This is a genomic window from Mesorhizobium sp. M1182 (assembly GCF_040318335.1).
Classification (GTDB): Bacteria; Pseudomonadota; Alphaproteobacteria; order Rhizobiales; family Rhizobiaceae; genus Mesorhizobium.
This window is the reverse complement of the sequence record NZ_JAMYMD010000032.1, coordinates 17,654-40,689: the sequence shown is the minus strand read 5'-3', so window position 1 is coordinate 40,689 and position 23,036 is coordinate 17,654. Positions and strand designations below refer to the sequence as shown.

Here is a 23,036-nt window from a genome sequence, read left to right as displayed (position 1 = left end):
CCGGCTGACGTCGGTTCCGCGAAAGCCGAATGCATTCGCCGTGCGATGCTAGAACGGTTCATCGTTTCGCGGGAACGCTGAAACGCTCTATCTCTTTGTTTTGACGCAATTCCGGACGGAAAACCGTTTCACACTTTTCCTGGAATTGCTTTAGGCAATCGTGCTGCCGGGAAATCGTTTCGATCATGTCAAGCCGCGAGCCGAAGCTGATCCTTGTCTACGAGCCAGAAAAGGCTTGCTTCGATCGGCTGGTCGCCGATAACCACGTGCCGGAGCGTGCCGCCGAAATCGCCTCCTATCTGGCGCAATCGACCGACTTCGCTGCTGAATTCGACGCACTTGCCGCCGCTTGCCAGAAGCGCGGCTTGTCATTTGCCCCGCTGGCGCTCGACGACGCCGCAAGCCTTCTCGGCGGCGAGGACCCGAAGACCACGCTAGTCTGGACGCTGACCGACGGCGTCGCCTATTTCCGCGGCGGCGCGGCACCGGCTCTGGCACGGCTGAATGGCCTCAAGGCGATCGGCGCCGACGATGCGCTGTTCGCGCTCTGTCAGGACAAGTTCCGGTCCGGCGCCGTGCTCGGCGCGCTTGGCCTGCCGGTGCCGCAGGCGGGCCTTGCCCGTGACGGCGCCTGGCTGGTCGCGCCACCGGCCTCGCCCGCCGGCTGGTTCGTCAAGCCGAACCGGCTCGGCGCCAAAATCGGCATCTGGCCGGATTCGCACTGCCACGATCTCGGCCATGCGCTGGAGCTTAGCCGGCGCGTCTTCGCCGCCTATCGCGACGATGTCATCGTCCAGCCCTATGTCGCCGGCCGCAACGCGCGCGCCAGTTTTCTCGGATTGCGGCCGGATACCGGCGTCGAGGCGCTGGGCATCGCCTTTGTCGATTCGGGCGGCGATTTCCAGACCATGCAGGACAGCCTGGCGCTTTACGGCGATACCGGCGCAGCGGCGAAAGCTGCGGGAAAATATACCGAGCCGGTGCTGCTGCCGGTCGCCGGCAGCCAGCCTGAAGCCGATGCAAGAATCCGTCGCATCGCCGAACGCCTGATGGTCGGGCTTGGCCTGCGGGATGTGTTTTCCATCGATTTCCGGGTCGAAGCCGACGACAGCGTCCACCTCATCGAGTTCGAGGTCTGCCCCGGCTTGCCCTGCTTCGATTTCCGCGATTACTGTCGCCAGCAATGGGGCTTGAGCCTCGCCGACGCGATGGCGGAGGCAGCGGCGAACCGGCTTCTCGCCTAAATCCCCTCGACCAGCGCGATTTCACCATCGGCCACCTTCTGGCGGATCGCGACGGCGCGCTGGTATTCGGGCGAGTGGTAGCAGTCATGCGCCGCCGCAAGCGACGGAAACTCGATGATCACGTTGCGGTCGCGGCCCGGCCCCTCGGCCTTCTCATGTGCGCCGCCGCGCGCCAGGAACTTGGCGCCGAAGCGATCGAAGGTCGGTTTGGCGGCGGCGACATAGTCTTTGTAGCCTTCCGCATCGCGCACGTCGACGCGAGCGATCCAGTATCCCTTGGGCATGGCTTTTCTCCGGGTTAATTCCTGCCCTCAGGCCGAGCGCATTTCATCGAGGATCGCTTCCGCTGCCGCCCGCCTGTCGGCCGCACCGACGATCGGCCGGCCGACGACGAGGTGGCTGGAGCCGTTGCGGATCGCCTGCGCCGGCGTCACCACGCGTTTCTGGTCGCCATGGTCGCTGCCCTTCGGCCGGATTCCCGGCGTCACGACCGCCAGGTCGGGGCCGACGATGCGGCGCACCGCCTCGGCTTCTTCGGCCGAGCAGACGATGCCGCCCATGCCGGCATGCAGCGCCTGCTCGGAGCGCCTCAGCACTAGCGTATGCGGATCATACTCATAGCCGGCGTCGATCACGTCCTGCTCGTCCATCGAGGTCAGCACGGTGACCCCGAGCAGGCAAAGGTCGCTGCCCCTCGCGGCTTCGACCGCCGCCTTCATCGTCTTCGGATAGGCATGGATGGTCAGCATGCTCATGCCCATCCTGGCGATGTTGTCGACCCCCTTGGCAACGGTGTTATCGATGTCGAGGAGCTTCATGTCGAGAAAGATCCTGGTGCCGCCGCTGGCCAGCTCGCGGGCGAAATCGAGCCCGCCGGCAAAGGCGAGCTGGTAACCGATCTTGTAGAAGGAGACGATCCCGTCGAGCTCGCGCACCGCTTTCTCGGCTTCCTTCAGCGTCGGCAGGTCGAGGCCGACGATCAGCCGTTCCTGCATCGTGTCGGCATGCGCGGCGTCCGGGATCATGCCTCGATCCGCGTCGACAGCATGCGCGAGGTTTCGATCAGCGTTCGGCATAGGTGCTCCATCGATTGGCGTAGTCTTTCGTCCCGGAAGTTGCCCTCGTCGTCGAAGGCGTAGCCGCCCTCCGGCACCGAACACTCCGGTGTCACCACCTCCATCCGGCAGCGTACCAGAACGGCGCGCAGATGGTTGATGCAGCGTATCCCGCCGAAGGGTCCGTTGGAAGACGAGCAGAGGCCGGCGACCTTGCCGGCAAGCGGCCTGAACGTCCGGCCGCCATCCTTGCGCAGCTGGCTCACCCAATCGATGCTGTTCTTGAGCAGCGGTGGAATGGAGCCGTTATATTCGGGCGTCGCGATCAGCAGCCCGTCATGGGCGGCGATCATCCGGCCGAGCTTGACGGCGTTTTCGGGAATGCCTTCGTCCTTTTCCAAATCCTGGTCGAGGATCGGCAGCGGATAGTCGGCGAGCGAGATGCGGGTCACCTCGGCGCCCTGCATGGCAAGTTCCTTCTGTGCCACGTCGGCGGTCCTGCCGCTATAGGCGCCGCTGCGCAACGAACCGGCGACGACGAGAATTTTCGGGATCACAGCCATGGGTCCGCCTTGTCACCCGATGGGTATAAGACAAGTGCTATTCAAACCCAACGCTTCAATTCATGCGGCCCCGCGTCGGTAGATCCAAAGCTGCGTCGGCGGAATGTTGCGGATGACGAAATGGAAATGCTCGACCGTATAGTCGCCGCGGCCCGGCGGGATCGGCGACAGCGGCCCGTAAGTCAGCTGCACGATCGGCCGGCCCGCCGGGATACGGTCGAGCAGGCTCTCGACATAGGCGATGCGCTGGGCGACAGGGAAATTGAGCAGCGGCACGCCCGATATCACAGAATCGAAGATCAGGTCGCGCTTGTCGCCAAGCGTCGCGTCGAGATTGAAGGCGTCGCCCTCGATGACGTTGACGCCTGGATAAAGCTGGCGCAGATGGCGCACGAAATCAGTGGAATATTCGACCGCGTAGAGATTCTCAGGCTTTATGCCCTGGGCGAGGATGGCGCGTGTGATGACGCCTGTACCGGGCCCGACCTCGAGCACCGGCAGGCCAGATGTCGGATCGACGATCGAGGCCATCTTGCCTGCGGTGATGGAACTGGTCGGGACGATCGAACCGACCGCCTTCGGCTTGTCGATCCAGCCCTTGAAGAACTTCAGCTCGTCGTCGAACTTTTCCGCCAGCGTCTTTCGCAGTCCGGGACTACGCGTCATTGAAAGTCCTCCTCAACGCTCCCTCGCATGCTACTTAGCAGTTACGAGGTGCAAGACAAGGCGAATCCCCGGATAAGGTGTTGATGACGCTCGGGAAGCGTTTTCCAGGGATCAGCTTCAGTGCTCGCCGAACGTTTCGAAAAAGTCTTTCATGCGGGCGAAAAATCCGCTCGACTGAGGCGAATTGTCCTTTGAGGAAAGCTGCTCGAATTCCTCCAGCAATTCGCGCTGACGGCGCGAAAGGTTCTGCGGCGTCTCAACCACGGTCTGGATGTAGAGGTCGCCGATATTGGGCTGGCGCAGCACAGGCATGCCCTTGCCCTTGAGGCGGAACTGGCGACCGTTCTGGGTGCCTTCCGGCACCTTCACCTTCGTCTGGGTACCGTCCAGTGTCGTCACCTCGAACGAGCCGCCAAGCGCTGCCGTCGTCATCGAGATCGGCACCTTGCAATAAAGATCGGCCCCGTCGCGCTGGAAGAATTCGTGCGGCTTGACCGCGAGGAAGATGTAGAGATCGCCCGACGGGCCGCCGCGCAGGCCGGCCTCGCCCTCATTGGCCAGCCGGATGCGGGTACCATCCTCGATGCCGGCAGGGATGTTTACCGACAGCGAGCGCTCCTCGGTGACACGGCCCTGGCCGGCGCATTTCGGGCACGGATCCTTGATGGTCTGGCCGCGCCCCTGGCATTGCGGGCAGGTGCGCTCGATCGAGAAGAAGCCTTGCGTGGCGCGCACCTTGCCGTGGCCGTTGCACATCGAGCAGGTGACGGGCTGGGTGCCAGGCTTGGCGCCGCTGCCCGAGCATTCCGAGCAGGAAATCGAGGCTGGCACCCGAATCTGCGCGGTCTTGCCGGAAAATGCCTCTTCCAGCGTAATTTCCATATTGTAGCGCAGGTCGGCGCCGCGCTCGCGGCCGCCGGACGAGCGGCGCTGGCGCCCGCCCATCATGTCGCCGAAAATGTCTTCGAAAATGTCGGCGAAGCCGCCGGCGCCAAAGCCTTGCGCCCCGCCATTCATGCCGCCGTGCTCGAAGGCGGCGTGGCCGAAGCGATCATAGGCGGCGCGCTTCTGCGGGTCCTTCAGTGTCTCGTAGGCTTCGTTGATTTCCTTGAACTTGTGCTCGCAGGCATGGTCGCCTGGGTTGCGGTCGGGATGGAACTGCATGGCGAGCTTGCGAAAAGCGCTCTTGAGCTCCTTCTCGTCGGCGCCCTTTTGCACGCCTAGCGTTTCGTAAAAATCAGCTTTCATGTTTTCCCGCAGTCCGGATAGTCAACGTCTTGAAGCATCGTTGCGTCGTTTGCCGGCACGCTGTTCCGATTTAGGTGTGATGGAGCCGCGATGCCAGTGTCTACGAGGCTTTGTCCGCATTTTTTCGGGCAGCTCAGCGTTTTTCCGGCAAAGGGTTGCAAAAAAGCCCGGCTGTGCGCCGGGCTTTTTCCCTTACCTGTACCGTCAGGCGGTTCAGGCCGACTTCTTCTTCTCGTCGTCTTCGTCGATTTCCTCGAAGTCGGCATCGACGACGTCACTGTCCTTGGCGGCATCAGCCTTGGCGTCGGCCTCGGCGGCTTCCTTCTGCGAAGCCTCGTACATGGCCTGGCCGAGCTTCATCGAGACTTCGGCGAGCGTCTGCGTCTTGGCCTCGATCTCGGTCACATCGTCGCCTTCGGCAGCGGTCTTCAGCGCCGCGATCGCATCGGCGATCGCCGTGCGGTCGGCCTCGGAAACCTTCTCGCCGTATTCCTTCAGAGATTTCTCCGAGGAATGCACCAGCGCCTCGGCCTGGTTGCGGGCCTCGACCAGCGCGCGCCGCTTCTTGTCGGCTTCGGCATTGGCCTCGGCGTCCTTGACCATCTTCTCGATGTCGGCGTCCGAAAGGCCGCCGGACGCCTGGATGCGGATCTGGTGCTCCTTGCCGGTGCCCTTGTCCTTGGCCGAGACGTTGACGATGCCGTTGGCGTCGATGTCGAAGGTGACCTCGATCTGCGGCACGCCGCGCGGCGCAGGCGGGATGCCGACCAGATCGAACTGGCCGAGCGCCTTGTTGTCGGCGGCCATTTCACGCTCGCCCTGGAAGACGCGGATGGTCACCGCCGACTGCGAATCCTCGGCCGTGGAGAACACCTGGCTCTTCTTTGTCGGAATCGTCGTGTTGCGTTCGATCAGCCGCGTGAATACGCCGCCCAGCGTCTCGATGCCGAGCGACAACGGCGTCACGTCGAGCAGCAGCACGTCCTTGACGTCGCCCTGCAGCACGCCGGCCTGGATAGCGGCGCCCAACGCGACGACCTCATCCGGGTTGACGCCCTTGTGCGGCTCCTTGCCGAAGAACTGCTTCACGATCTCCTGGATCTTGGGCATACGGGTCATGCCGCCGACCAGGACGACTTCGTCGATTTCGCCGGCCTTCAGGCCGGCATCCTTGAGCGCCGCCTTGCAAGGATCGATCGTGCGCTGGACGAGATCCTCGACCAGGCTCTCGAACTTCGCCCGCGTCAGCTTCAGCGTCAGGTGCTTGGGGCCGGTGGCATCGGCGGTGATGAAGGGCAGGTTGATCTCGGTCTGCGTGGTGGACGACAGCTCGATCTTGGCCTTTTCAGCCGCTTCCTTGAGGCGCTGAAGGGCGAGCTTGTCGTTCCGCAGGTCGATGCCCTGTTCCTTCTTGAACTCGGCCGCCAGATATTCGACCAGACGCATGTCGAAATCCTCGCCCCCGAGGAAGGTGTCGCCATTGGTCGACTTCACCTCGAACACGCCGTCGCCGATTTCGAGCACCGAAATATCGAACGTGCCGCCGCCAAGGTCATAGACGGCAATCGTCTTGCCTTCCTTCTTGTCCAGTCCATAGGCAAGTGCTGCCGCCGTCGGCTCGTTGATGATGCGCAGCACTTCGAGGCCGGCGATCTTGCCGGCATCCTTGGTCGCCTGGCGCTGGGCGTCGTTGAAATAGGCCGGAACGGTGATGACTGCCTTCTCGACCTTCTCGCCGAGATAGGCCTCCGCCGTTTCCTTCATCTTCTGCAGGATCATCGCCGAGATCTGGCTAGGCGACTGCTTCTTGCCGCCGGCCTCGACCCAGGCGTCGCCATTGTCGCCCTTGACGATCTTGTAGGGGACAAGCTTCTTGTCCTTCTCCGTCACCGGATCGTCGTAGCGGCGGCCGATCAGGCGCTTGACCGCGAAAATGGTGTTCTCAGGATTGGTAACCGCCTGGCGCTTGGCCGGCTGGCCGACGAGGCGCTCGCCGTCGCTGTTGATGGCGACGATGGAAGGGGTCGTGCGGGCGCCTTCCGCATTCTCGATCACCTTGGATTCCTTGCCGTCCATGATGGCGACACAGGAGTTGGTTGTTCCCAGATCGATACCGATTACTTTTGCCATTTCTCTAATCTCTCCGCTAAGCAGGCTCTCAGGACCCGTACAGGCGTTCCGACGAAAGCCCCTGTTCACAAGAAATTCCGCTCCGGCAACCGGCATTCGGCGCTGGACGGCTTGGCGCGTATATAAGAACAGGCTGCGTGGCGCGCAAGCATTCTGCGCAAGGCGTTCACCATTCATCGCGGTTGATCGGATTCGGGACCGGCAGGCCCGTATTTTCGGCGGTGATCCAGCCGGGCCGGCCCCCGGCCCATGAACCTTTCCGCCTCGCCCCGCGACTGATGCTCAGGTGCCGCGTGGTGCGGCCCCGGAAAGGAAAGCCCCATGACCACAGATCCAGAGGCTCCATGGTCTCCGGGAACAGCAGGAGCTCAGCGCGACCATCGCCTTCGGGACCGGGTCGATGCGCTGGGCTTTTCGCCGGTTCCGTTGACCCTGCGCGGACCCAGGCGTATCGTGACGTTGAGGAAAGCAGACAATTCGATCAGGGATGAACGTGCCGGAACGCCGCGCCTTGCCCTGATTTGCGCGCCGGGACCGGATGTTTCTCCCATGACCTGTGGGGGGAGATCCATGTCTTGCGACCACGGCGCGTTCGTGCGCTCTCGTGCCGGCCGTTTGCGCCGCGCCATCGAGGCTGCCAGCGGATTGTCGATCCTGGCGCTCGCCGCTGGGCTCTGGCTCGGTGGCTCGGCACAGGCTCAGGAAACCCGGATCATCTATCCCGGCTCGATGGCAATGACCGGATTCTCCGGCACCATCATTCCCAATTTCGAGGAAGGCCTGCCGCCGGGCGTCGATCCCGTCGACGAAACCTTCATCGACACGGCGCGCGCGACCTTGCGCATCTTCGACGTCTCAAGGCTGGGCGGGCCGGCGTCTGGCCAATTGGTCTTCACCCCGCCACCGTTCGAGGTCACAGCCGGGCAAATCGGCCAGGTGTTCGGCATCACCTACGACGACGGCGTGCGCGACGGCGTCCCATCGGCCATTCCAAACCTCTATGCCGGCGCCACGTCGCTGCACGGCATCCGCATAGTCACGCCAGACGGCGACGCCGACGGCCGGCCGGAGCGGCAGCGCCGCGGCACGGCTGACGCTGTCTTCATGGACGGCCAGTTCGGCACCGAAAACGGCGGCGGCCCCGGAACGATCTGGAAGATCGACGGCATTACCGGCGCCGTCTCGAAATTCGCCGATATCGACACCAATAGCGGTTCCGGCATCGGCGACGTCACTTTTGACAATATCCACCGCCAGTTCTTCGCCAGCGATCTCGACACCGGCCTCATCCACCGCATCGACGCCAATGGCGCGCTGCTCGACACGTTCGACCACGGCATAGCCGGCCGCCCGGCGCACGGGCTTGCCGCCCTTGCCGACGACGGCTCGGTGATTGACATCCAGGGTGCTGCCTTCGACAGCGAGGACCCCGACAGCTGGGGCTACACGCAGGACGAGCGCCGCGTCTGGTCGGTCGCCTATCGTGGCGACCGGCTCTATTATTCGGTCGGTGATAAGGCGGAGATCTGGTCGGTAGGCGTTGCCGGCGACGGCAGTTTCGCCGGCGACCCGCGCTGGGAACTGACGGTCAAGGCCGACAAGGATTACGCGGTCACCGACATCGCCTTCGACAACGAAGGCTTCATGTACCTGGCCCAGCGCGGCCCGGTGGAGAACCGCTACGACTACAGCCAGTTCGCCGATTCCGGCAAGGGTCAGGTCATCCGCTACTGGCGCGAAAATCCGGACGATCCGGCGACGGAATCGGCCTGGGTGGAAGTGCCGCAGGAATATGCGGTCGGCTTCCCGCAAGACAACCGACAGTCGGCCGGCGGCCTCGACCTGCAATATGGCTACGATGCCGAAGGCAATCTCGATACCGGCGTCTGCACCGACACGCTGGTCGATACCGGCGACAAGTTGCGCGACAACCCGGAGCTTGCCGAACAACTCGCAGCCGGCGGGCCACTCGCCGTGCACGGCGTGCAAATCACGCCGACGGCACTGGTCAAGCCGGCCAACATGCCGCCTTTCGGCTCGTGGTTCGTCGACTTCGACAATTATTTCGAAGACCCGGAAGTCGAAGGCCATGTCGGCGACGTCGAGGTCTGGCGCCCCTGCGAAGGCCGTGCCGGCTATTACGAGCAGGTGCCGGGCGGCTATCTGCCACCGTTCTATCCGCCGGACTTTCCGCCCCCCGGCAATCTGCCTCCTTGCCTCGATGTCGAGGATGTCAGGTATTTCTGCACGCCCTCCGGCCTCGAGGCCGATCTCTATCTCCATGACCATGCCGGCTTTGGCGGCGATTCGATCAAGGCTCTGTCCAGGACGCCTGGCGTTGGGGTGACTTCACCTCTGTCGCATGCGCCCGGCGCGCCATACACGATCGGCATCACCGGCCATTACCCTGGCGATACGGTCGATGTCGGGCTCTGCTTCTACAGGCAGTCCGATAGCGACAAGGGTGGCTACTATCCTTGCTGCAAGATGACCTTGCCGCTCAGAACCCCAGCCGTCAGCTGCGAACCGTGAGGAGGGGAAGATGAGCAATCTCGCATTTTTCCCGCCTGCGACAAGCAGCCAATCAACCGGCAAACAATCATTCGTCATGGAGACCATCGTGAAACCCCTGTCACTCGCCAGGCGCGGTGTGCGCTGGCTGATGGCGGCCGGTATCGCGGTCGCCATGCTGAGTCCGCTGCAAGGCTTCGCTGAAGACCTTGCTCCGGCCAAGACCAAGCCTGCCGATGCGGGCATCTACACTGCCGTTCCAGATCCCAGGCTCGATTTCGACAATCCTCGCATCGTCAATCCGGAGCCGGGCCGGATTGTGCCCTTCTTCACCAAGAAAGGCACCCAGAGAGGCTGCGACTATGTCGTATACTCGCTGAGCTTTGGCTTGCGCGGCAATCCGCAGGGTTTTGCCAGCCCGGACCTCGCCGCCATGCTGAAAAAGGTCAGGCTCGATTTCAGGGACCAGCTCCCGCACGGCCTGCGCATCGTCGGCGTGCATGTGACCGGCGACGGCACCGATGCGTCCGGCGGACCGCTGCCCGGTGCTGCGATCAGCAGTTCGGCTACACCGGACGATACCGCGGCGGTGCCCGATTTCCGGATTTCCGCCAGCGATCTCGACGGCATCGGCGCTGCGAACGAGCGCGCCGTCACCTTCCAGATCACCGCCAAGATCGACCATGCGGCGTTTCCGTCGCCGACGATCGTTCACAACCAGGGCCTGGTCAAGGTGAGCCGCGAACGCGGCGCCGGCATCGAAATCCCGTCGCAGGACCCGGGCAAGCCGGACGACGGCAATTACCTCACGGGTGCAAAGACCTCGATCAAGATCGACGTCACCAGGTGCAACCCGCCGCCTCCACCTCCCGGCAAGGAATGCTTCAAGGTGGAGCGAGGCACGGTTGATTGCGTGCCCGGCGGCGGCGCCTTCATCTACCACATGCCGGTCGGCCCAGAGATGGCTGGCAAATGGGTGCAGCTTTCGACGACGACACCCGGCATCACCATCATTCCCGACACGCAATTGGTGCCGGCCGGCGGCGGTGTGCTCAATTGGAAGATCGTCGGCGCTTCACCCGGCGACGTCATCCACATCATCGTCACCGGTATCGAAACCTATGCCGGCCCGAGGGAGGGCTGGGGCCTGTGCTGTACGCAGACTGTCGATATCGTCATCCCGCGTGATCAGCGCTGCCCACCGAAGGACAAGGAACCGGATCTGAAAGTCGAAAAGCGCGCCGACGTGCAACGTTGCACGATGGGTGGCGGCTGCGACTTCACCATCAGGGTCACCAATGTCGGCGATGCACCCTACCACGGCAAGATCGTGCTCAACGAAGTCACCCTGCCGGCCGGCTCCACCCTCGATTCAGGGCCGAACCCGCCTTGGGTCTGCGCGCCTGGAACCACCCCGATGATTTGCACTCATCCGGTGACCACGCTCAATCCGGGTGCCTCTGTCGACCTCAAGCTCGGCTTCAAGCTGGCCGCAGGCTGGCGAGGCAGCGCCTTGCGCAACTGCGCCACTTACAATTACGGCGCCAGCGGCAAGCCGCTTTTCGGCAGCCAGCAAAACGATCGCGGCTGTGCTTCGATCCCGGTCTGCCGGCGTGGCGATCGTGACCGCAACTGCCGGCCGCCGGTGGAGAAGAAGGTCGACCTGATCCTGAAGAAGCGCGCCCGCACCGAATTCTGTTCGGCCGATGGCGTCTGCACCTTCGTGGTCGACATAATCAACAATGGCAGCGTCCCCTATAATGGGCCGCTGACGGTCGTCGATACCTATCCGGGCGGCGTGCCGGCATCCTCGACCTTCGGCCCGACGCCGCCATGGACATGCGGACCGAACGGCCCCGGCCAGTTCCGCTGCGACAATGCCGGCATCGTGCTGTTGCCTGGCGCCTCGACGCCGATCTTCGTCAGGGCGGTGATGCCGGCCAACTACCGGCCCGACAGTGTCGAGAACTGCGCCGAGGTGAAGGCTATTCCCGGTGAGAACGACATCACCAACAACAGGGCCTGCACCAAGGAACGCATCCGTCATCCGAATGCCGGCCAGCCGGCCCTGCGCATCACCAAGGTTTGCAATGGTTCGCTGGCCGGTGCTGCGGTCGTTTCCTGCCGCATTACCGTCATCAGCCTCGGCACCACTGCCCCGACCGGTCCGGTACGGGTCAACGATGCCGCGACGCTGATAGCCGGCGGAGCGCCGGTCCAGATCCAGACCGTCACCCCAGACGGCGCGGAATGGACTTGCGGACCGGTTCCGGCCAATGCGCTGTCGTGCCAGCTTGCCGGCGCCGTCATGACGCCTGGAACCAGCCGCCATTTCGACGTGACGGTTGCCGCGAACGGCGAATTCGAGAACTGCGCACGCGGCTCCTACGGCCCGGCTCCGGGAGACGACATCGTCTATCCGATCGGCCAGGCCTGCGCCAAGGGCGGCGGCGCCTCGACCATCCGCGTCGAGAAGACCGGCGATGCCGAGTGCAAGCCCGGCCAGCCCTGCTCGTTCGAGATCGCCATCACGAACGATGGCGCGAGCGCCTTCTCCGGCCCGGTTCGCATCGGCGATGCGATCGGCGTCGAAGGCCTCGGCCGGCTGGAGGGCGTTGCGATCACCTCGATCGATCCGCCCTTCGGCTGCTCGCCGGAGCCGGCAATCTTGCCTGTGTCCTGCATCGCTCAACTGACGCTCGGCGCCGGGGAAAGCCACGTTCACAACGTGACCGTGGTGCTTCCCGACGACGGTCGCCTGGCAAATCTGCAGGGCACTGTCAATGGTCAGAACTGCGTCGGCGTGCTCTCTCCCGACACGCCGGTGCAAGGCGGCGGCGACGTGTTGTCCCGCGGCGCGGCCAACGTGCAGGGCGATCACGGCAAGGCCTATGCCTGTCATCCCTTCACCATCAGGAATGAGGTGAAGAAGGAATGCTCGGCAGGCTTCGTCATGAACGACGCCGGCAACTGCGTCTGCCCGCCCGGCACGACCTTCCGCAACGGCCAATGCTCGTCCGGCGGCGGCACGGTCATCGTGCCGAAGCCAAAACCTTGCGTTCTGCTCAAAGGCCAGATCCGTACCGAAGACGGACGCTGCGTCTGCCCGCACGGAACCGAACTGGAGAACGGCGCTTGCGTGGGGAAAGAGCCGAAGCCCGAGCAGTGCACCATCCGTGGCCAGATCCACGACGCTGCCGGCGATTGCGTCTGCCCGCGGGGCACGGAAGTCAGGGGTAGTGCCTGCCGGCCAATCCAGCCGAAGCCGGAGCAGTGCACCATCCGCGGTCAGATCCACGACGCCGGTGGCGATTGCGTCTGCCCGCGGGGTACGGAAGTCAGGGGCAATGCCTGCCGGCCAATCCAGCCGAAGCCGGAGCAGTGCACCATCCGCGGGCAGATCCACGACGCCAACGGCGATTGCGTCTGCCCGCGGGGTACGGAAGTGCAAGGCAATGCCTGCAGGCGCAAGAAGCCTGTTGTGGTGGAGTGCCCGATACCCGGTCAGATCCACAACAAGCGTGGCGTTTGCGTCTGCCCGCGTGGGACAGAGCTGCGCGACGGCGCCTGCCGCAAACCGCGGCTGGAGTGCGCACCGGGCGCGCGGCCGATTAATGGCCAGTGCCAACCGATCCGCAAACCGAGCCTGCTGCTGAATCCAGATGTTCTTCAGCAGCTGCCAAGGCGCAAGCCGCAGCTCGAGCAATAGGATCGCGCGCGAACTTCAAACGGGTGATCATTCGATCAAGAAAACCCCGCCGGAGCGATCCGGCGGGGTTTTTCTTTGGCTGGCAGATGAAAGAGCAGCGAAAACCTGAAGCCGTGGCATCAGCGGAAGAACAAACCGGCTTCCACTTTCCGGACTCGACTCATGGTCTAGGCAGGCGATACAGAGGGTCCGTAAACCGAGGCGTTCGGGAAGACCGCGTCATGAGCAAAAAAACCCTGATCGCGCCATCGGTGCTGGCTTCCGATTTCTCGAAGCTCGGCGACGAGGTCGAGGCGGTGGCGGCCGCCGGCGCCGACTGGATCCATCTCGACGTCATGGACGGGCATTTCGTCCCCAACATCACCTTCGGGCCGCCGGTGATCAAGGCGATCCGCAACCGCACCAAGGCCTTCTTCGACTGCCATCTGATGATCGCCCCCGCCGACCCCTATCTGGCCGCCTTCGCCGAGGCCGGCTGCGACGGCATCACGGTGCACGCCGAAGCCGGGCCGCATCTCGACCGCTCGCTGCAGACGATCAAAAACCTTGGCAAGAAGGCCGGCGTGTCGCTCAACCCCGCGACACCGGAGACGATGATCGAATACGTGCTCGACCGGCTCGATCTTATCCTGATCATGACGGTCAATCCGGGCTTCGGCGGCCAGGCCTTCATTCCGGCGATCGTAGACAAGGTGAAGCGGGTGAAGGCGCTGATCGGTGACAGGCCGATCCGGATCGAGATCGACGGCGGCATTTCGCCGGAAACTGCGCCCCTGGTCACCGCCGCCGGCGCCAGCGTGCTGGTCGCCGGTGCGGCCATTTTCAAGGGCGGCAGCGTCGCAGCCTATCGGGCAAACATCGAGGCAATCAGGGCAGCGGCGGACAAGGCGGCCGGCTGACCGCCGCCGTTCGGCCGGAGACAGCCGCTCGGGGGGACTTTTGAGCAACCATCTGTTCGATGCTTTCCGTGCCCGGATGCCCACGCCCGGACGCCTTTTGATGGAGGCAGAGGACGGGCGCTCGATCAGCTATGGCGAAATGCTGGCGCGCTCCGCTCAACTGGCACATGTGCTGTCGCAGCTGGGCGTCGAAGCCGGCGACCGCGTCGCCGTTCAGGTCGAGAAGAGCCCGGAGGCCATTTTCCTTTATCTCGCTTGCCTGCGTGCCGGCGCGATCTTCCTGCCGCTCAACACCGCCTATACGCTGACCGAACTCGACTACTTCTTCAGGGATGCCGAACCACGACTGATCGTCTGCGACCCGGCGCGAGTGACCGAGATCGGCGTTTTGGCGCAGGCCTCGGGCGCTGCGGTCGCGACACTCGGCAGCAAGGGCGAGGGTTCGTTGACCGATCGCGCCTCCGAGACGGCCATGGACTTCCACGACGTGGCGCGCGGACCGGACGACCTTGCTGCGATCCTCTACACATCCGGCACCACCGGCCGTTCGAAAGGCGCCATGCTCAGCCACGAAAACCTCGCCTCCAATGCGCGGGTGCTGGTCGACCTCTGGCGCTTCACTGCCGCAGACGTGCTGATTCACGCGCTGCCGGTTTTCCACACGCATGGCCTTTTCGTCGCCACCAATGTCGTCCTGATGGCCGGCGCCTCGATGCTGTTCGAAACCAAATTCGACCCGGCCCGCATCGTCTCGCTGCTGCCGCGGGCCACCGTGCTGATGGGCGTGCCGACCTTCTACGTCCGCCTGCTGCAGCAGGACGGTTTGAACCGGCAAGCGGCGAAAAACATCCGTCTGTTCATTTCCGGCTCGGCGCCGCTTTTGGCCGAGACGCACAGAGCCTGGCGAGAGCGCACCGGCCACGCCATCCTCGAGCGCTACGGCATGACCGAGACCAACATGAACACGTCGAATCCTTATGATGGCGAGCGGCGTGCCGGCACGGTCGGGTTTCCCCTGACCGGCGTTTCCCTGCGCATCACCGACCCCGAGAGCGGCGAAACACTTGCCAAGGGCGATGTCGGCATGATCGAGGTGAGGGGTCCCAATGTCTTTTGCGGCTACTGGCGCATGCCGGAAAGAACCAAAGCGGAGTTCCGTGACGACGGTTTCTTCATCACCGGCGATCTCGGACTGATCGATGCTGACGGCTATGTCCACATCGTCGGCCGCGGCAAGGACCTGATCATTTCCGGCGGCTACAATATCTATCCAAAGGAAGTCGAGAGCGAGATCGACGCACTGCCTGGCGTCGCCGAAAGCGCTGTCATCGGCGTTGCCCATCCGGATTTCGGCGAAGGCGTCACCGCTGTCGTGGTGAGGGCGCTGGGCTCGACCATCAGCGCCGCAGGGATCGTTGAGGCCATCGCCGGGCGCCTCGCTAGGTACAAGCATCCGAAACGGGTGATCTTCGTCGACGAACTGCCGCGCAACACGATGGGCAAGGTGCAGAAGAACCTGCTGCGCGAAGCCTACAAGGACCTCTATACGTCCAAAGCCGGCTAACCTAACGAGCAGGGCTGCCTGCAAAAACCCTGGCACCATCGATCCAGACGCTTTTAATGTCCAGATCGTCCGACAGCGAAACGATGTTGGCCGCGGTACCGTTGGCGAAGCGCCCGAGCCGGTGCGACTGGCCGATCGCCTGCGCCGGATAGAGCGAGGCCATGCGCAAGGTTTCGTCGAGGTCGAGGCCGACGACGCGGTGCATGAAGCGCACCGCGGAAATCATGTCGAGATCCGCGCCCGCCAGCGTGCCGTCGGCAAGTGTCAGCCTGCCATCCTTGCGGTGGATGGTGCGGCCGTTCAGCGTGAACGAGGTCATGTCGGTGCCGATTGTCGCCATGGCATCGGTAACGAGCAGGATCTTGCCCGGCCCCTGCTTGGCGCGCAAGGCGATGGCCATGGTGGCCGGATCGACATGGATACCGTCGGCGATGATGCCGGCATAGAATGTGCCTGTATCGATTGCGGCGCCCGCCAGCCCCGGCTCGCGATTGCCGATCTGGCTCATCGCATTGAACAGATGGGTGACCACCGTTGCGCCGGCCTCGGCAAAGGCGCGAGCCGTGGCATAGCCGGTATCGGAATGGCCGATGCTGACGACAATGCCGGCCTTGCTAAGCGCCGACACCTGGCTGGGCTCGACGGATTCGGGCGCCACCGTCGTCAGCAGCACGGGCAGGTCTTTCCGTGCGGCGATCAGCATCGTCTGGTCGGAGTCTAGCATCGGCCGGATCAAAGCCGGGTCATGTGCGCCCTTGCGGGCGATCGACAGATGCGGCCCTTCGAGGTGCAGGCCCAGGAACCCCGGCACCTTCCTCCGTGCCGCTTCGGCTCCGGCCGCAACCGCCGCGGCGGTGATCTCGGACGTGTCGGTGATCAGCGTCGGCAACAGCGCCGCCGTGCCGAAGGGTGCGTGCGCCCGGCAGATGGTCTCGATCGAGGCGACGTCCGGATGGTCGTTGAGCATGACGCCGCCGCCGCCATTGACCTGCAGATCGACGAAGCCAGGCGCCAGCATGCCGCCGCCGGTCTCGATACGCGCAACATCGGATGGAATGGCACCGGCGGCAACAATGGCCTCGACGAGGCCGTCGCGCACGACAAGCGCCGCATTGTCGTGCCAGTCGTCGCCATCGAAAATCCGGGTGCCAGTCAGGGCAAAACGGTCGCTCATAGGGTTTCCGTTACCTTGCGCAGATTGGGCGGCGTGTCGGGGTCGAGGCCGCGATGGCGGGCAAAAGCCTCGACGAAACCATAGAACGACACGATCAGCGTCAGCGGGTCGGTCAGCGGATGACCGGTTGCGACATGCGGCAGGCGCTGAGCGCTCTTTGCCTTGTTCGACGTCACAAAGACGGCAGCGCCCTTGCCGGCCAGGCTGTCGGCGGCATCGGCCACCGATGGCTCGGACGCATCGCGAGCAGCCAGAGCCAGCACCGGGAAACCGGGACCGACCAGCGCCAGCGGGCCGTGCATGACCTCGGCGGCACTATAGGCTTCCGCATGCATGGCGCAGGTTTCCTTGAATTTCAGCGCCGCCTCGTTGGCGATCGCCGCCGACGGGCCGCGGCCGAGAATGAACAGCGATTTCGGCGTCTCGAGTGCCCCAGCCAGCGCCATCCAGTCGCAGGCGATCGCCTTGCGAAAATGCTCCGGCAAGCGCGCGAGCGCCACCAGGAGTTTCTCGTCGCCGGTGCAATGCGCCATCAAGGCGAGTCCTGCGACGGCTGAATTGACGAAGGTCTTCGTCGCCGCGACGCTGCGCTCCGGTCCGGCCAGGATGTCGATCGCGTAGTCCGAAGCCCGCGCCAGCGGCGAATCGGCGGTGTTGGTGATGGCGACGGTCAGCGAACCGCCGGTCCTCGCCGCTTGCGCCATTGCAACGATGTCCGGGCTCTTGCCGGACTGCGAGATCGCCAGGCAGGCCGAGCCGCCCAGCTTCAGCTTGGCGCCATAGATCGAGGCGATCGACGGGCCGACCGATGCAACCGCCAGCCCGGCGGTCAACTCCACGGCATATTTCATGAAGGTCGCGGCATGGTCGGACGAGCCGCGCGCCACGGTGACGACGAAATTCGGGTCGCGCTCGCGAATGCCGCGTCCAGCTTCCGTCAGCACCGCGGCCGAGCCATCGAGCAGACGGGCGGTGGCCTCCGGGATCTCCTCGATCTCGCGCCGCATATGGGTCGTTGTCGCGGTCATGGCCGGCCCTCTTCGCCCGGCCCGCTCAGCCGGAGTTCGGCGACAAAATCATAGGCGTCGCCCCTGTAGATGGAGCGGGTAAACTCGATCACCTTGCCGCTCGCCAGATAGGAGATACGCTCGATGTGCAGGCCGGCAATGCCCGGCGGTACTTCCAGCAGCTGTGCGTCGCTATCGCCGAGATTGGTGGCGGAAATGCGCTGCACCGCCCGCACCGGCCTGTTGCCGGTCTTTTCCAACGCGGCGTAGAGCGACGAACCAATCGCCGCCGGATCGGGCAGCACGCTTGTCGATAGCGAGGCGCGCTCGATCGCCAGCGGCGTGTCGTTGGCGATACGAAGGCGCGCCACGCGCGCCACCAATTCGTTCGACGCCAGGCCGAGCACCATCATCTCGTCGGGCGACGGCGGATAGAGGCCGCGGTCGAGCCAAGCCGAACGCACCGCCATGCCGCGCCGTGCCATGTCCTCGGTAAACGAGGTCAGCATCGACAGCGACTGCTCGACGCGCTCCATACGTGGCGCAACGAAGGTACCGGAACCATGGCGCTGGACGAGGATGCCGCCCTTGACCAGGTCCTGCACCGCCTTGCGCACGGTGACGCGCGAAATGTCGGCCTTGCTAGCGATGTCGCGCTCGGAAGGCAGCGCATCGCCAGGTCCGATCAGCCCGCGTTTGACCGCATCCTCGATACTCTTCCTGAGCTGCAGATAGAGCGGCGCGCCACTCTGCGACGATTGTTTCAGCGCCGCGAATATCTGGTCGGCGGCCTCACTCATCGAGCTGCCTCCGCCGTGTTTGCGAAAATCCGAGCCGCCATCTGAACCGCGCCGCCCAGCGCGTCGTCGAGCGGCGGTTTCAGCAGCGCCCGGTAGCGGGCCGACAGGCGCGGCGCGTAAAGCGGCGCCAACCCGCCGAGCAGGCAGAGCGGATCGCCGCCGCCCAGGTCGAGCACGCCAAGCGCTGCTTCGACATCGGCGACCGCCTTGTCGAGGATCCAGATAGCGACGACGTCGCCTTTTTCGGCATGTTCGAACACCTTGGGCGCGAAGCCGCCGAAATCGCCGGGCTTGGCGTTGGTGGTGAATTCGACCAGATCCTCGGGATTGTTACGGAAGATGGCGAGCATGGTCTCCGTCAGCGGCGATCCCTGGCGGATGCCGTCATAGGCGAGCAGCGTCTGCTCGAGCAGGTCGCGGCCGATACGGGCGCCGCTGCCCTGGTCGCCGACCTGGAACCCCCAGCCGCCGATGGCGCGCGACTTGCCTTGTTTGCGTGCCATATAGGCGGTGCCCGTGCCGAGTATGGCCATGGCGCCGTCGCCGGAGCCAACCGCGCCTTCCAGCGCGATCTCGGCGTCGGTCTCGACACGGCTGATGCGAAACGGCAGGATCGCTTCGAGCTGCTGCCGGTAGGTGCCGACATTGGCGCCGGCAAGACCGAGAACGGCCGGAGTTTGCGGGATCAGTGCGGGATCCTTGCCCGCGGCGACAAAGGCCTGCTGCGCTGCGTCGACGATGTTCGTCCTGGCGCCGGTGAGATCGGTTCGGATGTTGGCGGCACCGCTTTTGGCGCGGCCGAGGACGATGCCGTCGGCCGTTGCAAGGGCCGCCCTGCAGCTGGTGCCGCCGCCATCGATGCCGAGCACGAATTTCACGCGATTTCTCCTCCGGGCGGATAATACCAATAAAATACCAATAGCCAAGGATTAATTTCCGTTTCAAAAAAGTTAAGGCGTAGTTTGTTGGAAAATCAGCCAATTTCGTTCGCAAGCCTGCACTGCCGCAAGGATTTCATTAATGCGTGTGGACAAGTGGTATTTTTTTGGTATGGTTTTCTCGATTGGAGGAAAGCGGATGGCCGAAACGCGCACCGAAGCGCTTCACCAGAATGCCGAGGGACTGGATATCCAGGCCCCGGAAGCCGTCCTTTCCTCTTTGGCCAACGCACAGATCGAGGCCGCCAAGGCCGTGCACGGCGCCATTCCTGCCATTGCTGCGGCAGCCGAAATCATCGCAAGCAGACTGAAAAGCGGCGGCAAGCTCGCCTATGCGGCTGCCGGCAGTTCGGGCCTGATGGCACTGGCCGACGCGCTTGAGCTGCCGGGCACTTTCGGCATCCAACGCGACCGCATCGCCATCCTGATCGCCGGCGGCGACGAGGCCTTCAAGACACTGGCCGGCGGGCCGGAGGACGACACCGAGGAAGCTTCGGCAGCAGTTGCCGCCGCCCGCATCGGCAAGGGCGACTGCCTGATCGCCGTCTCGGCCAGCGGCTCGACACCTTATGCAGTCAGGGCGATCGAGGACGCCAGGCGCCGCGGTGCGGCGACCATTGCCATCGCCAACAACAGGGATGCGCCGCTGTTGCGGCTGGCCGACATCGCCATCCTGCTCGAAACGCCGCCGGAGCTGATTGCCGGCTCAACGCGCATGGGCGCAGGCACCGCCCAGAAGATCGCGCTCAACATGCTGTCGACGCTCGCCGCCATCCATCTCGGCCATGTCCATGACGGCTACATGGTCAACCTCATGGCCGACAACATCAAGCTGCGCGACCGCGCCGCACGCATCGTCGCCGCCGTCAGCGGGCGCGACAAGGACGAGGCGGCGCGCCTGCTCGAAAGGAGCGGCGGCGTCGTCAAGACCGCTATTCTGCTCGCCGCCGGCGCCGCCAGCGCCGATGCAGCCGAGAAGATATTGGAAGGGACTGGCCACAAGCTGCGGCCGGCCCTTTCCGCGATCGAGGGGAGCAAGGGGCGCAATGCCTCTGTTCTCATCAAAACCGAACCTGAAAAAGGTCAACAGGGAGACTGAGCATGACAACGAAGCTACTGACGGCACTTCTTCTCGGCACCAGCATTCTCGGCTCCGCCGGGGGGGCGTATGCCGACGACGTAACGCTCAACATCGAAAGCTGGCGCGGCGACGACCTTGCCATCTGGAAGGACAAGCTGATCCCGGCCTTCGAAGCCAAGAACCCGGGCATCAAGGTGGTGTTCGCGCCGTCGGCGCCGACCGAATATGACGCCGCCCTCGGCGCCAAGCTCGCCGCCGGCTCGGCCGGCGACCTGATCACCTGCCGCCCGTTCGACAAGTCGCTGGAACTCTTCAAGAAGGGCAACCTCGCCGACATCTCGACCCTGCCCGGCATGGAGAACTTCTCCGACGTCGCCAAGGCCGCCTGGCAGACCGACGACGGCAAGTCGAGTTTCTGCGTGCCGATGGCCTCCGTCATCCATGGCTTCATCTACAACAAGGACGCCTTCGACAAGCTCGGCATCAAGGTGCCGGAGACGCGCGACGAATTCTTCGCCGCGCTCGACAAGATCAAGGCCGACGGCACTTACATCCCGATGGCGATGGGCACCAAGGACCTCTGGGAAGCGGCGACCATGGGCTACCAGAACATCGGCCCCAACTACTGGAAGGGCGAGGAAGGTCGCCTGGCGCTGATCAAGGGCGAGCAGAAGCTGACCGATCCGCAGTGGGTCGAGCCCTTCAAGGAACTGGCCAAGTGGAAGGACTACCTCGGCGACGGCTTCGAGGCGCAGACCTATCCGGACAGCCAGAACCTGTTCACGCTCGGTCGCGCCGCCATCTACCCGGCCGGCTCGTGGGAGATCGGCCTGTTCAACACGCAGGCGCAGTTCAAGATGGGCGCCTTCCCGCCGCCGGTGCAGAAGGCCGGCGACACCTGCTACATCTCCGACCACACCGACATCGGCATGGGCCTCAATGCGGCCTCGAAGAACGCGGATGCGGCCAAGACCTTCCTGTCCTGGGTGGCCTCGCCGGATTTCGCCACCATCTACGCCAACGCGCTGCCGGGCTTCTTCAGCCTGAACAACACCCCGGTGAAGATGGAAGACCCGCTGGCCCAGGAATTCGTCTCCTGGCGCGGCAAGTGCAAGTCGACGATCCGCTCGACCTACCAGATCCTGTCGCGCGGCACGCCGAACCTCGAAAACGAGACGTGGGTTGAATCGGCCAACGTCATCAACGGCACCGACACGCCGGAAGCTGCCGCCAAGAAGCTGCAGGACGGCCTCGACAGCTGGTACAAGCCGGCGAAGTAAAGCGCGGCGAAGCGTTGTCTCCCCCCTCGAGGGGGAGATGTCGCCGAAGGCGACAGAGGGGGTCGGTCGAGGCAGACTGCGGCTTGATCGCTGCTGGAAAGCACGGTCGAACGACGATGGCGTGCTCCTCTGCCGACCCCACCCGCCTCGCTTTGCGAGGTACCCTCCCCTCGAGGGGGAGGGAGGCGCCGCGCCCTTTGGCGGCAATAGCAAGACCTGATCGGCGGGGACCGAACGCATGGCCGCAGCACTGAAAAGACCGTTCCGTTGGCATATCGGCGTTTTCCTGGCGCCGGCGCTGCTGGTCTATACGGCGATCATGATCCTGCCGCTGGCCGGCACGCTGCAGCTGTCGCTGTTCCGCAACATCAACCAGTCGCAGGTCTTCGTCGGACTGGAAAATTTCCGCATGCTGTTCGGTGATCCCAACTGGTCGGTCAATTTCTGGAACGCGCTCAGGAACAATGTCTGGTTCTTCATCATCCACATGCTGGTGCAGAACCCGATCGGCGTCCTTTTGGCCGCACTTCTGTCCAGCCCCAGGCTACGGTTTTCCGCCTTCTACCGCACGGCGATCTTCGTGCCGACGATCCTGTCTTTCGTCATCGTCGGCTTCGCCTGGAAGCTGATCCTGTCGCCGCTATGGGGCGTGGCGCCGCATATGATGGACCTTGTCGGCCTGAAAAGCCTGTTCACGCCCTGGCTCGGCAAGGCGCAATATGCGCTGACCGCGCTCAGCCTGATCTCGGTGTGGCAGTTCGTCGGCATCCCGATGATGCTGATCTATGCGGCACTGCTGTCCATTCCCGAAGAGGTGATCGAAGCGGCCGAATGCGACGGCATCACTGGGATGGCGCAGTTCTGGAAGATCAAGCTGCCGCTCATCCTGCCGTCGATCGGCATCATCTCGATCCTGACCTTCGTCGGCAACTTCAACGCTTTCGACCTGATCTACACCGCGCAAGGCGCGCTGGCCGGGCCGAACTATTCAACGGATATTCTCGGCACCTTCCTCTACCGCGCCTTCTTCGGTTTCCAGCTGCAGGTCGGCGATCCCAACATGGGCGCGGCGATCGCCACGATGATGTTCCTGATCATCCTCGGCGGCGTCTGCGTCTATCTGTTCCTCGTACAGACGCGCTTGCGTCGCTACCAGTTTTAGGGGAG

18 protein-coding genes are annotated in these 23,036 nt (G+C 64.1%); 8 read left to right on the top strand and 10 right to left on the bottom strand.

Features of this window, described 5'->3' with window-relative positions; genetic code table 11:
• The first annotated feature begins 185 nt into the window (after positions 1 to 185).
• Entirely contained in the window at positions 186 to 1,244 is a 1,059-nt protein-coding gene (locus NKH33_RS26835; protein WP_352922269.1) for a D-alanine--D-alanine ligase family protein, read from the top strand.
• Here NKH33_RS26835 and NKH33_RS26830 read toward each other — a convergent pair.
• The 6 genes from NKH33_RS26830 to dnaK all read right to left on the bottom strand — a co-directional run bounded on the left by NKH33_RS26830 (position 1,241) and on the right by dnaK (position 6,906).
• Positions 1,241 to 1,528, bottom strand: a complete 288-nt coding sequence (locus NKH33_RS26830; protein WP_352922266.1) for a DUF1330 domain-containing protein — start codon at positions 1,526 to 1,528, stop codon at positions 1,241 to 1,243. The two genes, NKH33_RS26835 and NKH33_RS26830, sit on opposite strands and share 4 nt — an antisense overlap.
• 27 nt (positions 1,529 to 1,555) lie before the next feature.
• A complete protein-coding gene (pyrF, locus tag NKH33_RS26825; RefSeq protein ID WP_023679855.1) occupies positions 1,556 to 2,269 on the bottom strand; it encodes an orotidine-5'-phosphate decarboxylase in 714 nt (237 codons plus the stop codon).
• Complete coding sequence (locus tag NKH33_RS26820) at positions 2,266 to 2,862, bottom strand: NADPH-dependent FMN reductase (RefSeq protein WP_352571544.1); 597 nt, start codon at positions 2,860 to 2,862, stop codon at positions 2,266 to 2,268. The genes pyrF and NKH33_RS26820 overlap by 4 nt, the downstream gene beginning before the upstream one ends.
• 60 nt (positions 2,863 to 2,922) lie before the next feature.
• Complete coding sequence (gene pmtA / locus NKH33_RS26815) at positions 2,923 to 3,528, bottom strand: phospholipid N-methyltransferase PmtA (protein WP_023679853.1); 606 nt, start codon at positions 3,526 to 3,528, stop codon at positions 2,923 to 2,925.
• A gap of 117 nt (positions 3,529 to 3,645) precedes the next feature.
• Positions 3,646 to 4,776, bottom strand: coding sequence for a molecular chaperone DnaJ (gene dnaJ / locus NKH33_RS26810; protein ID WP_023679852.1), 1,131 nt, complete (start codon positions 4,774 to 4,776; stop codon positions 3,646 to 3,648).
• Between the two features lie 213 nt (positions 4,777 to 4,989).
• Positions 4,990 to 6,906 (bottom strand): molecular chaperone DnaK, encoded by a 1,917-nt coding sequence (gene dnaK / locus NKH33_RS26805; protein ID WP_023679851.1) that lies wholly within the window; start codon positions 6,904 to 6,906, stop codon positions 4,990 to 4,992.
• A 570-nt stretch (positions 6,907 to 7,476) separates the two neighbouring features.
• Here dnaK and NKH33_RS26800 point away from each other — a divergent pair.
• The 4 genes from NKH33_RS26800 to NKH33_RS26785 all read left to right on the top strand — a co-directional run bounded on the left by NKH33_RS26800 (position 7,477) and on the right by NKH33_RS26785 (position 15,589).
• A complete protein-coding gene (locus NKH33_RS26800; protein ID WP_352922264.1) occupies positions 7,477 to 9,438 on the top strand; it encodes a hypothetical protein in 1,962 nt (653 codons plus the stop codon).
• Between the two features lie 10 nt (positions 9,439 to 9,448).
• Positions 9,449 to 13,126 carry a DUF7929 domain-containing protein gene (locus NKH33_RS26795; protein ID WP_352922261.1) on the top strand — a complete coding sequence of 1,226 codons (3,678 nt, stop codon included), beginning with the start codon at positions 9,449 to 9,451 and terminating at the stop codon, positions 13,124 to 13,126.
• 221 nt (positions 13,127 to 13,347) lie between these two features.
• Positions 13,348 to 14,025 carry a ribulose-phosphate 3-epimerase gene (rpe, locus tag NKH33_RS26790; RefSeq protein WP_352449613.1) on the top strand — a complete coding sequence of 226 codons (678 nt, stop codon included), beginning with the start codon at positions 13,348 to 13,350 and terminating at the stop codon, positions 14,023 to 14,025.
• Between the two features lie 40 nt (positions 14,026 to 14,065).
• Entirely contained in the window at positions 14,066 to 15,589 is a 1,524-nt protein-coding gene (locus NKH33_RS26785) for a malonate--CoA ligase (protein WP_352922259.1), read from the top strand.
• Between the two features lies 1 nt (position 15,590).
• On the opposite strand, the gene nagA is transcribed toward NKH33_RS26785, so the two are convergent.
• Genes nagA through NKH33_RS26765 form a run of 4 tightly spaced genes read right to left on the bottom strand, consistent with a single transcriptional unit; the run spans position 15,591 to position 19,448 of the window.
• Positions 15,591 to 16,763, bottom strand: a complete 1,173-nt coding sequence (gene nagA / locus NKH33_RS26780; protein ID WP_352819617.1) for an N-acetylglucosamine-6-phosphate deacetylase — start codon at positions 16,761 to 16,763, stop codon at positions 15,591 to 15,593.
• Positions 16,760 to 17,791: an SIS domain-containing protein gene (locus NKH33_RS26775; RefSeq protein ID WP_036239401.1), complete on the bottom strand. Its 1,032-nt coding sequence runs from the start codon at positions 17,789 to 17,791 to the stop codon at positions 16,760 to 16,762. Before NKH33_RS26775 ends, nagA begins: the two co-directional genes overlap by 4 nt.
• Positions 17,788 to 18,570, bottom strand: a complete 783-nt coding sequence (locus NKH33_RS26770) for a GntR family transcriptional regulator (RefSeq protein WP_352472800.1) — start codon at positions 18,568 to 18,570, stop codon at positions 17,788 to 17,790. The genes NKH33_RS26775 and NKH33_RS26770 overlap by 4 nt, the downstream gene beginning before the upstream one ends.
• Positions 18,567 to 19,448 (bottom strand): glucosamine kinase nucleotide-binding domain-containing protein, encoded by an 882-nt coding sequence (locus NKH33_RS26765; RefSeq protein WP_352472799.1) that lies wholly within the window; start codon positions 19,446 to 19,448, stop codon positions 18,567 to 18,569. Before NKH33_RS26765 ends, NKH33_RS26770 begins: the two co-directional genes overlap by 4 nt.
• Before the next feature lie 199 nt (positions 19,449 to 19,647).
• Between NKH33_RS26765 and NKH33_RS26760 the strand changes: the two genes are divergently transcribed.
• From NKH33_RS26760 to NKH33_RS26750, 3 genes are all read left to right on the top strand, one after another.
• On the top strand, positions 19,648 to 20,607 hold the full coding sequence (locus tag NKH33_RS26760; RefSeq protein WP_031212743.1) for an N-acetylmuramic acid 6-phosphate etherase: 960 nt from the start codon (positions 19,648 to 19,650) through the stop codon (positions 20,605 to 20,607).
• A 2-nt stretch (positions 20,608 to 20,609) separates the two neighbouring features.
• A complete protein-coding gene (locus NKH33_RS26755) occupies positions 20,610 to 21,869 on the top strand; it encodes an ABC transporter substrate-binding protein (protein WP_352819621.1) in 1,260 nt (419 codons plus the stop codon).
• Positions 21,870 to 22,107: 238 nt separating this feature from the next.
• Positions 22,108 to 23,031 (top strand): carbohydrate ABC transporter permease, encoded by a 924-nt coding sequence (locus NKH33_RS26750; protein WP_352819623.1) that lies wholly within the window; start codon positions 22,108 to 22,110, stop codon positions 23,029 to 23,031.
• Positions 23,032 to 23,036: the final 5 nt, after the last annotated feature.

Coding starts and splice junctions, on each gene's coding strand:
- NKH33_RS26830 (WP_352922266.1), bottom strand. CDS start 1,528: ATGCCCAAGGGATACTGGATCGCTCGCGTCGACGTGCGCGATGCGGAA.
- NKH33_RS26820 (WP_352571544.1), bottom strand. CDS start 2,862: ATGGCTGTGATCCCGAAAATTCTCGTCGTCGCCGGTTCGTTGCGCAGC.
- NKH33_RS26795 (WP_352922261.1), top strand. CDS start 9,449: ATGAGCAATCTCGCATTTTTCCCGCCTGCGACAAGCAGCCAATCAACC.
- NKH33_RS26755 (WP_352819621.1), top strand. CDS start 20,610: ATGACAACGAAGCTACTGACGGCACTTCTTCTCGGCACCAGCATTCTC.
- nagA (WP_352819617.1), bottom strand. CDS start 16,763: ATGAGCGACCGTTTTGCCCTGACTGGCACCCGGATTTTCGATGGCGAC.
- NKH33_RS26835 (WP_352922269.1), top strand. CDS start 186: ATGTCAAGCCGCGAGCCGAAGCTGATCCTTGTCTACGAGCCAGAAAAG.
- NKH33_RS26800 (WP_352922264.1), top strand. CDS start 7,477: ATGTCTTGCGACCACGGCGCGTTCGTGCGCTCTCGTGCCGGCCGTTTG.
- NKH33_RS26770 (WP_352472800.1), bottom strand. CDS start 18,570: ATGAGTGAGGCCGCCGACCAGATATTCGCGGCGCTGAAACAATCGTCG.
- pyrF (WP_023679855.1), bottom strand. CDS start 2,269: ATGATCCCGGACGCCGCGCATGCCGACACGATGCAGGAACGGCTGATC.
- rpe (WP_352449613.1), top strand. CDS start 13,348: ATGAGCAAAAAAACCCTGATCGCGCCATCGGTGCTGGCTTCCGATTTC.
- dnaJ (WP_023679852.1), bottom strand. CDS start 4,776: ATGAAAGCTGATTTTTACGAAACGCTAGGCGTGCAAAAGGGCGCCGAC.
- dnaK (WP_023679851.1), bottom strand. CDS start 6,906: ATGGCAAAAGTAATCGGTATCGATCTGGGAACAACCAACTCCTGTGTC.
- pmtA (WP_023679853.1), bottom strand. CDS start 3,528: ATGACGCGTAGTCCCGGACTGCGAAAGACGCTGGCGGAAAAGTTCGAC.
- NKH33_RS26775 (WP_036239401.1), bottom strand. CDS start 17,791: ATGACCGCGACAACGACCCATATGCGGCGCGAGATCGAGGAGATCCCG.
- NKH33_RS26760 (WP_031212743.1), top strand. CDS start 19,648: ATGGCCGAAACGCGCACCGAAGCGCTTCACCAGAATGCCGAGGGACTG.
- NKH33_RS26750 (WP_352819623.1), top strand. CDS start 22,108: ATGGCCGCAGCACTGAAAAGACCGTTCCGTTGGCATATCGGCGTTTTC.